At 59.2% G+C, this 9,500-nt stretch carries 8 protein-coding genes; 5 read left to right on the top strand and 3 right to left on the bottom strand.

Annotated elements, in window-relative coordinates; all coding sequences use genetic code 11:
- Nucleotides 1-251 (top strand): Smr/MutS family protein (locus ABYV89_RS11010; RefSeq protein ID WP_432823001.1); only part of this gene is annotated, 251 nt, incomplete at its 5' end.
- 224 nt (nucleotides 252-475) lie between these two features.
- Here the strand turns inward: ABYV89_RS11010 and ABYV89_RS11005 are convergent.
- From ABYV89_RS11005 to ABYV89_RS10995, 3 genes are all read right to left on the bottom strand, one after another.
- Nucleotides 476-1,381, bottom strand: a complete 906-nt coding sequence (locus ABYV89_RS11005) for a bifunctional methylenetetrahydrofolate dehydrogenase/methenyltetrahydrofolate cyclohydrolase (RefSeq protein WP_432823000.1) — start codon at nucleotides 1,379-1,381, stop codon at nucleotides 476-478.
- A gap of 160 nt (nucleotides 1,382-1,541) precedes the next feature.
- A complete protein-coding gene (locus ABYV89_RS11000; protein ID WP_432822999.1) occupies nucleotides 1,542-2,072 on the bottom strand; it encodes a glycine cleavage system protein R in 531 nt (176 codons plus the stop codon).
- 83 nt (nucleotides 2,073-2,155) lie between these two features.
- Nucleotides 2,156-3,781 (bottom strand): fumarate hydratase, encoded by a 1,626-nt coding sequence (locus ABYV89_RS10995; RefSeq protein WP_432822998.1) that lies wholly within the window; start codon nucleotides 3,779-3,781, stop codon nucleotides 2,156-2,158.
- A gap of 186 nt (nucleotides 3,782-3,967) precedes the next feature.
- On the opposite strand from ABYV89_RS10995, the gene ABYV89_RS10990 reads away from it, so the two are divergent.
- From ABYV89_RS10990 to ABYV89_RS10975, 4 genes are all read left to right on the top strand, one after another.
- On the top strand, nucleotides 3,968-5,224 hold the full coding sequence (locus ABYV89_RS10990) for an acetyl-CoA C-acyltransferase (protein WP_432822997.1): 1,257 nt from the start codon (nucleotides 3,968-3,970) through the stop codon (nucleotides 5,222-5,224).
- A gap of 127 nt (nucleotides 5,225-5,351) precedes the next feature.
- The gene (gene ilvA, locus ABYV89_RS10985; protein WP_432822996.1) at nucleotides 5,352-6,860 is read left to right on the top strand and encodes a threonine ammonia-lyase, biosynthetic; all 1,509 of its coding nucleotides are present in this window, start codon (nucleotides 5,352-5,354) and stop codon (nucleotides 6,858-6,860) included.
- Nucleotides 6,861-7,001: 141 nt separating this feature from the next.
- Nucleotides 7,002-9,056 carry an ATP-binding protein gene (locus ABYV89_RS10980; protein WP_432822995.1) on the top strand — a complete coding sequence of 685 codons (2,055 nt, stop codon included), beginning with the start codon at nucleotides 7,002-7,004 and terminating at the stop codon, nucleotides 9,054-9,056.
- Nucleotides 9,057-9,156: 100 nt separating this feature from the next.
- The coding region (locus tag ABYV89_RS10975; RefSeq protein WP_432822994.1) for a serine O-acetyltransferase at nucleotides 9,157-9,500 on the top strand (344 nt) is incomplete at its 3' end.

Below are 9,500 nucleotides of genomic sequence, written 5' to 3'. Positions count from 1 at the left end.
CCCGGACCGAGGCGCGGGAGAAGACGCGTTATTTTCTCGAAAATTCTGTTTACCATGGCAGGAAGATCGTCTTGATCGTCACCGGCTGGGGGCGAGGTTCTGACGGCGAACCGGTGCTGCGGGGGGAGATCGAAGAGTACCTCTCCGCTGAAGGCGGGGGCTGGGTTGCCGAATGGGGGCGGGCTCCCAGGCAGTACGGCGGCGATGGCGCGCTGGTGGTCTTTCTCAAGGTCGCCGATAAGGGTTCATAACCGAAGTTTTCTCTGGTCGGTGGAACCAGTACCTTAGGGAGTAAAACAAACCGGACAATGCGGGGATGGTTTATGCCGACACGGAAAGCTTTCGGCTCTTCCCCAGGCGCCACCTGAATAAGCAAGAGCCTCCATGTCTTATCGACGCGGAGGCTCTTTTTATTGATAGAATCCCGTGGTCGACTAGACCCGGAGCCTTTGCATTGTCAGGCTCCAGCCTCTGTTCATGCGACCGTATTCTTATGCTCTTTGGCGAAGTAGGTGCGGTAGAGGCGCAGGGTGTTGCGCATGCACATGGCGACGGTGATCGGGCCGACGCGGGGGATGAAGAGTTCGGCTTTTGCTTCGGCTTCGGCGGTGAAATTCTTGATGGTGGCGAAATTCAGGCAGATGGTGTGTTCCGAGAGTTCGTCGGCTTTGATCTTGGGGAAGCTTGGGGACGGCACCCCGGTAATCACCATGTCCGACTGCTGCAGGGCTTCGGCGCGGGTGATCTTGGTCTCGGTGGCTTTGCCATTGAGGTAGAGCAACGGACCCTGTTCGTCGAAGGAGTAGATTCGGGCGCCGTCGTTGGACATCATGACCGCCAGTGGCCGGCCGACTACCTCGCTGCGGTTGAAGATGGTGACCGTCTTGTGTTCGGCCGGGCGGGTGCCGCTGGCGCCGTAGGCTCCGTTGGCTTCGAGGATTTTCAGAACCGCCAGCGAAGTGCAGGGGACGACGGCTTTGCCGGCGGCGCGGGCGCCGTCGACCAGGCGTTCGTTCTGGTAGAGTTTGCGGATCCAGAAGGCGTTGAGCCCTTCGATGTCCTTGCGCGGATCGACCATATCCTTGAGATAGCGGTCCTGCTCGTTGCCGAAAATCGGGTAATAGACCATGATGCCGTGGATGCTCGGGTCCTCGTTGGCGGCGACGATGGCTTGTTCCAGGTCGAGGCGGTGCAGCTGGCGCAGTTCGTAGTCGATGCCGAGTTCTTCACAGGCGTTTTTGGTGTAATTTGCATAAGTGAGGGATGGGGCATATTCGCCGCCGAGAAAGCCGACGACCTTCAGCGGGGTGCCAAGGGAACGGATTTCCTGGCGGATTTCGGCGCGGTAACGGGCGGCGACGGTGTAGGGTGATACCAGCATGGTTGAATCTCCTTCGCTGTTTTGATGCCTGCAGGCGGACGCTAGCACAGCAAAGGGCAGGGGGCAATCATGTAGACGCGTATACGCGTATACGTTGCATGTCTATGGGGGGATGCCGTGCCCCGGATTGCAGGAATCCGGGGCGGCCATAGGCATGGGGTTAGCGGGCAAGGGCAATGTCGACGTGCAGCTCGTCGGCTACCGAGGTCAGATCGCTTTCCACCTGCTCCAGGTCCATCTGCTGGGGAACCTGGATGTGGATGTCCATCAGGTAGATGGCGGTGCCGCTTTCCGGGGAAGGCTTGACGGCCGATTTAAGGTCGATGATGTTGATGCCCCGATCGGCCAGGTGGCGGCTGATCTTGTAGACGATCCCGGCCTGGTCCATCCCTTCGACGTGCAGGGTGCAGTCGCAGCTGCCGTCCTGCATGAGCGGGCGGCGGCTCTCCAGGGGGCGGATGGAGGCCGAAACGCCCGTGCTTCGTTCGAGATCCTCACAGGCCTTGAGCAAAAGGGCCTGGATATTCGCGCGCGGGCTGCTGAAGAGCAGGATCAGGGTGAATTCGTCGGCCAGCAGGGTCATCGAATTGTCTTCGAGGTTGCAGCCGTTCTCGAACAGAATCCGGGTTACATCGGCCACAATGCCCGGGCGGTCTTTGCCGAAGGCGGTCAGGATAAAACGGTTGTCCATGGCATCCTCCTGTGGGGCGTTCTTTGAAAAAGCCCCGGTTCCATACGGAACCGGGGCTTTTTGCTGTCGGTACGACTGGAGTTTTACAGGCCCAGCTTCTTGAAGAAGTCGTTGCCCTTGTCATCGACCAGGATGAAGGCCGGGAAGTCTTCGACTTCGATCTTCCAGACCGCTTCCATGCCGAGCTCAGGGAAGTCGATGCACTCGACCTTTTTGATGTTCTCTTCGGCCAGAACGGCAGCCGGGCCGCCGATGGAACCGAGGTAGAAGCCGCCGTGCTTCTTGCAGGCGTCGGTGACCTGCTGGCTGCGGTTGCCCTTAGCAATCATGACCATCGAACCGCCATTGGCCTGCAGCAGGTCGACGTAGGAGTCCATGCGACCGGCGGTGGTGGGGCCGAAGGAGCCGGAAGCCTTGCCCTTGGGGGTCTTGGTCGGGCCGGCGTAGTAGATCGGGTGCTTTTTCAGGTACTCGGGGAGCGGCTTGCCGCTGTCGAGGATTTCTTTGAACTTGGCGTGGGCAATGTCGCGGCCGACGACAATGGTGCCCTGAAGCAGCAGCGGGGCGCCGACTTCGAGCTTGGAGAGTTCGGCGAGGATGTCAGTCATCGGCTTGTTGAGGTCGATTTTGGTGCCGTGGCCGTGCTTGCCGCGATACTTGTCGGGGATCAGGCGGCCCGGATTGCGGTCCATCTCTTCGACGAACAGACCTTCCTTGGTGATCTTCGCCTTGATGTTACGGTCGGCCGAGCAGGAAACCGCCATGCCTAAGGGGCAGGAGGCACCATGGCGGGGCAGGCGGATGACGCGGACGTCGTGGGCGAAGTACTTGCCGCCGAACTGGGCGCCGATGCCGAGCTTCTGGGCTGCCAGAAGAAGTTTGTCCTCCAGGGCGGTGTCGCGGAAGGCCTGGCCGTGCTCGTTGCCGGTGGTCGGCAGGCCGTCCAGTTCTTTGGCGGTGGCGAGCTTGACGGTCTTCATGACCGAGTCGGCGCTGGTGCCGCCGACCACGAAGGCGATGTGGTAGGGGGGGCAGGCCGCGGTGCCGAGATATTTCATCTTCTCGATGAGGAACTTCTCGAGCTTCTCGGGGGTGAGCAGGGCCTTGGTTTCCTGGTAGAGCATGGTCTTGTTGGCGGAGCCGCCGCCCTTGGCCATGAAAACGAACTTGTAGTAGTCGCCATCGGTCGCCATGATATCGATCTGGGCGGGCAGGTTGGTGCCGGTGTTCTTCTCTTCGTACATGTCGAGGGCGACGGTCTGGCTGTAGCGCAGGTTCTCCTCGGTGTAGGTGTTGTAAATGCCTTTGGAGAGATACTCCTCGTCCTTCACGCCGGTCCAGACCTGCTGGCCTTTCTTGGCGACGACAGTGGCGGTGCCGGTGTCCTGGCAGGTGGGGAGTTCGAGGTTGGCGGCGATTTCGGCGTTGCGCAGAAAGGCCATGGCGACGCCACGGTCGTTGGGGGAGGCTTCCGGGTCGCTCAGAATCTTGGCGACCTGCTCGTTGTGCTCGGGGCGCAGCAGAAAGGAGACGTCCTTCATCGCCTGGTTGGCAAGAACGGTGAGCGCCTCGGGGGCGACCTTGACGACATCCTTGCCGTCGAATTGAGCGACAGATACGTACTTTTCCGATCCGGGGATCTTGTAGTATTTGGTCGTGTCTTTGGCCAACGGGAAAGGGTCCTGGTACTTGAACTCCGGCATGGTCATCTCTCCTTTTTACGGTATTGAATTGACGGCAAAACCACTTTCGCCGCGCTCGTAAACAGTCGGTTTGGTAGTATATAGAAGTCGTATACATTTGTCGACATTAAGATGTGCCGGATGGGAAAAACCAGAATATCATGGTATCCTTTCATTAGCTGAAATCCGGTTACCATTCATGGAGGTTCCGTTATGTCCGATAAAAACGCAACCAGGGTCGTCATTGTCGGTGGCATGCGCACCCCTTTCGTCAAGGCAGGCACCAGCTTCAAGGATATCCCGCCGCTCAAGCTTTCTGCCCATGCGGTGCAGGGGCTGGTGGAGAAATTCAGCCTCGATCCCGCCCAGGTTGACCTGCTGGTCTGGGGGCGGGTGCTGCATGACCCCTTTATCTCCAACCTGGCGCGGGAGATCGTCTTCGACCTGAAGCTGCCGGCCTCGATATGCGCCCACCTGGTGTCCAACAACTGCATCACCGGGCTTCACGCGATCACCGATGTGGCCGATGCGATCAGCCAAGGCCGGGGCGAGATCGGAATCGCCGGCGGCGTCGAGTCGATGTCGACGGTGCCGGTCCTTTTCGGGCGCGAGGCGGCCGCGATTTTTCTTGAGGCGGGGATGGCCCGCACGCTGCAAGACCGGCTCAGGGTGCTGGTTCGCCTGCGCCCCCGGCATTTCTTTCCGGTGCCGCTCTCCTTCAAGGAGCCGTCGACCGGGCTGACAATGGGCCAGCATGCTGAAATCAGCAACAAAGAGTGGCGCATTTCCCGGCAGGAGCAGGACGAGATCGCCCTGCGCAGTCATCACCGGGCGGCAGCGGCCACCGCCGACGGGCGGCTGCCGGCAGAAATTCATCCCCTCAACGGCATTGCGAAAGACACCATCGTGCGCGGCGACACCACCCTGGAAAAGCTGGCCGGCCTCTCCCCGGTCTTCGATCGCTCGACGGCGGGCACGATCACCGCCGGCAATGCCAGCCCCCTCACCGACGGGGCGGCGGCGGTGCTGCTCATGTCCGAGCGGCGGGCCGCCCGCGACGGGCATGCGCCGCTGGCCTTTATCCGCGCCATTGAATATGCCGCCATCGATCCCGCCGACGGCCTGCTGATGGCGCCCGGACTGGCGGTGCCGCGACTCCTTAAGCGCACCGGTCTGACTTTGGCCGATATCGATCTGGTCGAGGTGCATGAAGCCTTTGGCGGCCAGGTCGCCTGCAATCTGGCCGCCTGGGACAAGGGCTGGAAGGAGGACGCCATCGGCCGGGTCGATCCGGAGCGGCTCAACGTGCTCGGCAGTTCGATTTCGGTCGGACATCCCTTCGGCGCCACCGGCGCCCGCATCGTCACCTCCCTGGCAGGTGAAATGGCGCGCCGCAACGCCCGTTACGGGCTGGTTTCAATCTGCGCGGCCGGCGCGATGGCGGCCGCGATGATACTCGAGCGGCCATAGGCAGCCGGGGATCAGCAAAAATCGTGTGGATTTTGCCGGGCATCCGTTGTAGTTAATAGTTCGCTCTGTTTTTCGTTATCATCAGGCGCGCGGGTTTACAGCCCGCCGCTTTTTTATCGGGGATGTCATGCAGAAACTGCTTAAACAGATATTGACTTCGCGGGTTTATGAAGCCGCCGTGGAAACGCCGCTGGATGAGGCGCCGGTGCTGTCGGCCGCGCTGAACAACCGGGTACTGCTCAAACGGGAGGATTTGCAGCCGGTTTTTTCCTTCAAGCTGCGCGGAGCCTACAACCGGATCGCCCATCTCTGCCATGAAGAGCGGCAGCGTGGAGTGATCGCCGCCTCGGCCGGCAACCATGCCCAGGGTGTGGCGTTTTCTGCCCAGAAGCTGGGGATTCGGGCCGTCATCGTGATGCCGAAAACGACTCCGCAGATCAAGATCGACGCGGTCAGGCGCATGGGAGGCGAGGTGCTGCTGCACGGCGACAGTTACTCCGAGGCCCAGGATCACTGCAATCAGCTGATCGGCGAGACCGGGATGGTCTTCATCCACCCCTTCGACGATGAACTCGTGATCGCCGGCCAGGGGACCGTGGCCGACGAGCTGCTGCGGCAGACCGCCGGGCGGATGGACGCCGTCTTTGTCCCGGTCGGCGGCGGCGGCCTGATCGCCGGCATGGCCGGCTATCTCAAGGCCCTCTGTCCCGAAGTGAAAGTCATCGGGGTCGAGCCGGTGGACAGCGACGCCATGTACCAGTCACTGCAGGCCGGCCGCCGGGTCAGCCTCGATTCGGTCGGGATTTTCGCCGACGGGGTGGCGGTGCGCGAAGTTGGCCGATTGACTTTTGACCTCTGCCGTCGTTTTGTCGATGAGATCGTTCGGGTCAATACCGATGAGCTGTGCAGCGCCATCAAGAGCGTTTACCAGAGCACCCGTTCCATCGTTGAACCGGCCGGCGCCCTCGGCTTGGCGGGGCTGAAAAAATATGTTCGCGAACAGAAAATCAGCGGTCAGACCCTGGTGGCGATCAACTCCGGCGCCAATATGAATTTCGAGCGCCTGCGCTACGTCGCTGAACGGACCCAGGTCGGTGAGAAGCAGGAAGCCCTGTTCGCCGTCACGATTCCCGAACAGCCCGGCTCGCTCAAGCGCTTCTGTGCCGAGATCGGCGAGGAGCGTAATATCACCGAATTCAATTATCGGCTGGCCGGGCGGGAACAGGCCCATATCTTCGTCGGACTGTCGATCCGTGATGAAGGGGAACGGCTCGCCTTCAGCCGGCAGCTGGCGGGTAAGGGGTTTCATAATGTCGATCTGACCGACAACGAACTGGCCAAGACCCATATCCGCTACATGGTCGGCGGCCGGTCCGTTGACGTCGGCCGCGAAGTGCTCTACCGCTTCTGGTTTCCCGAGCGCCCCGGGGCGCTGACCCGGTTTCTTGGAACCATGGGGGAAAGCTGGAATATCTCCCTGTTTCATTATCGGCTGCAGGGGGGGGATTACGGTCGGGTGCTGATCGGGCTGGAAATCCCCGGTGGCGAGGAAAAAGCTTTCCGGGCCTTTCTAAAGGACCTCGGTTACCGGTACATCGAAGAGTCGGCCAATGAGGCCTATCGCCTGTTCCTCTGAGACGCTAGGGGGGCTGCAGGATATTGTCGACAAAATACATAGTTCTACCTATTGACCATACTGTTTTGATTTAGTATTGTTAATGAATTGTGTATTTAATGGTTTTTTTTGCGGCATATTTTACGGCATGACGAGGGTTTTATGCAGCCGACCGTTCTGGTTATTGATGATGATCGGATGATCCGCCAGATTCTGGAGGACATGCTCACTGATGCCGGGTTCAACGTAATCCTGGCGTCCGGTGGCGACGAGGGATGTCGGATTGCCATTGAATTTTTGCCGGATGTGGTCCTGGTCGATCTGGTCATGCCGGATCGTGACGGCCTTTCCGTCTGCAGCGGGTTGCGTAAGCAGCCTGGCCTGAACCATGTTCCGATTATCCTGATGACGGCTTATCGGGACATGGAAAAGCTGGTGAATCCCTTTCAGGTCGGTGCGGATGATTATGTTTCCAAACCCTTTGACCGCTGTGAGCTGATTGCCCGTATCAAGGGGAACCTGCAGAAAAAGCAACTGCTGAAAAGTAAGGACTGCAAGGCGAGGCATTACGATGCCTTGCTCGAAATATCCGAGGCGGTCTATTCATCGACCGATGCCGGGACCGCACTCAAGGAAATCGTCCGCAAAATCTCCCAGCACCTTGATGATGTCGACCGCTGTTCCATCGCTCTGATCCGTGAACACGAAGACTGCGGATATGTCGTGGCGACTACGGCCGATCTTCTGCGCCCTTCGTTTCGCATCGACCTGATGAATTATCCGGAAATCCGCCAGGTCATGACCTCTGGGCGGCCCCTGTTGATCGATGACGTTTCCCACAACCCGTTGATGGTCGATTTTCTGCCGGCCTTCGAGGGGCGTAATATCAGCGCTATCATGGTCTTTCCGGTCATCCATTCCCAGCGGGTCGTTGGCGCCATGATCGTGCGGATTGCCCATCCGGGTGAAGGGGAGGTCTCCAGCGAAGACGTTGCCTTTTGCAAGCTGGTTTCCAATGTGGTGGTGGCGGCGCTAAAGGGCAGCAACTTTTTCGACCTGATCTGGGAGGAGGCTGAATCCCTTCGCAACGCCAAGCACCACCTCGAAAGAGACTTGAAGGTCAAGGAACTCTACGAACAAATTTTCGAAAATGCTTCCGAGGGGCTGATCGCGTTTATGGCGTCAGGGCAGGTTGTCTATGCCAACCGGTGTATGCTCGAGATGGTGGGGATCGATCGAGCCGAGTTGAATGATGCCAGCCTCACGGCCCTGTTCGGTGGCGAAGTTTTGCAACGGCTTGCAGACTGCTCCGGGCAAAAAAAACACGGCAGCGCCAACGGCTGCAGGTTCGATATCCCGTTCACCTCCCGCAGTGGGCAAGCGCGCGTATTTTCCGTAAGTATCAGCAGAGAGGCCGCTCATGATGAATTGCGGGTGGCGGCTTTTCGAGATGTGACGGATAAGCGCCGGATTGAGGAGGACCTGCTGCAGACCAAGGCGAATCTCGAGGCGGCCAACGCCGGCCTGGTAAAAGCCGACCGGGCCCGGGCCGATTTTCTCAACACGGCGGTACATGAGCTGAGGACTCCGGTGACCATCGTCAGCGGATATTGCTCGCTGCTTGCCGAGACCGACAAGGTACAGCTGACATCCGAACAGCGCAGCTATGTCGAGGAGGCGCTGGAGGCCTCTGACCGGCTGGCCGACCTGGTCAATAACCTCCTCGACCTCTCCCGTCTCGAATCGGGCAGCATGGCGCTCGATCTGCAGCCTCACGACCTGGTGGCGACGGCGAGGGAATTTCTTCACGACTATGAAAGCCTGCTGCGCAAGGGCCAGCTGCAGCTTGACATCCATTTCCCTGATCGCTGCACAGCCCTGTTCGATGAAGAAAAAATCTACCGGGTGTTGGTGAACCTGTTGGCCAACGCGGCCAAGTTCACCCCTCGAGGCGGCAAGATAACTATTCGCCTCGAAGAAACTGACAATGCCGTACTCTTTACCATCGAAGACACCGGTAAGGGCATCCCGGCGGAGGGTATGGACGGGCTGTTCGAAGAATTTTCCCAGGTGGGCAAGCAGGATTCCCGCAAGGGGAGCGGGCTTGGGCTTTACATCTGTCGAAAAATTATTGAATCTCACCATGGCAGGATCTGGGCAGAAAGTCAGCCCGGCCAGGGCAGCCGCTTTTCCTTTTCCCTCCCGAAGTCCTTCTGACCTACCTTCTTTCGCACGGTTTTCAAGCGTCGTAAACGGCCGGCAAAATAGTTGACAGAAACAATCAGGTATGTTATCGATTAGCAGAAATAATCATGGCATGCCTGAGAGGAGGATTATTGTGTTTCCGTCCCTTAAAGAAGACATTAAAGTCGTATTTGACCGTGACCCGGCTGTTCGCAGCGTTCTCGAGATCTATTTCTGTTATCCGGGGTTTCACGCGGTTCTCCTGCACCGGTTTGCCCACGCTCTCTGGCAGAGAAAATTCTATTTCCTGGGCCGCTTGACGTCCCATGTCGGCCGGTTTCTGACCGGGATCGAAATCCATCCCGGCGCCAAGATCGGCAAGGGTTTCTTCATCGACCACGGCATGGGCGTGGTAATCGGCGAAACGGCGGAAATCGGCGATGACTGCACGCTTTATCATGGCGTCACACTGGGTGG

The organism is Trichloromonas sp. (assembly GCF_041583255.1).
In the GTDB taxonomy this organism is placed as follows: domain Bacteria; phylum Desulfobacterota; class Desulfuromonadia; order Desulfuromonadales; family Trichloromonadaceae; genus Trichloromonas.
Note: the sequence above shows the minus strand (reverse complement) of the source record. Positions and strands in the feature narration are given on the sequence as shown.

Bases quoted from the DNA above. Each gene is read 5' to 3' on its own strand.
- ABYV89_RS11005 (WP_432823000.1), bottom strand. From the start codon at position 1,381: ATGCTGGTATCACCCTACACCGTCGCCGCCCGTTACCGCGCCGAAATC.
- ABYV89_RS11000 (WP_432822999.1), bottom strand. From the start codon at position 2,072: ATGGACAACCGTTTTATCCTGACCGCCTTCGGCAAAGACCGCCCGGGC.
- ABYV89_RS10995 (WP_432822998.1), bottom strand. From the start codon at position 3,781: ATGACCATGCCGGAGTTCAAGTACCAGGACCCTTTCCCGTTGGCCAAA.
- ABYV89_RS10990 (WP_432822997.1), top strand. From the start codon at position 3,968: ATGTCCGATAAAAACGCAACCAGGGTCGTCATTGTCGGTGGCATGCGC.
- ilvA (WP_432822996.1), top strand. From the start codon at position 5,352: ATGCAGAAACTGCTTAAACAGATATTGACTTCGCGGGTTTATGAAGCC.
- ABYV89_RS10980 (WP_432822995.1), top strand. From the start codon at position 7,002: ATGCAGCCGACCGTTCTGGTTATTGATGATGATCGGATGATCCGCCAG.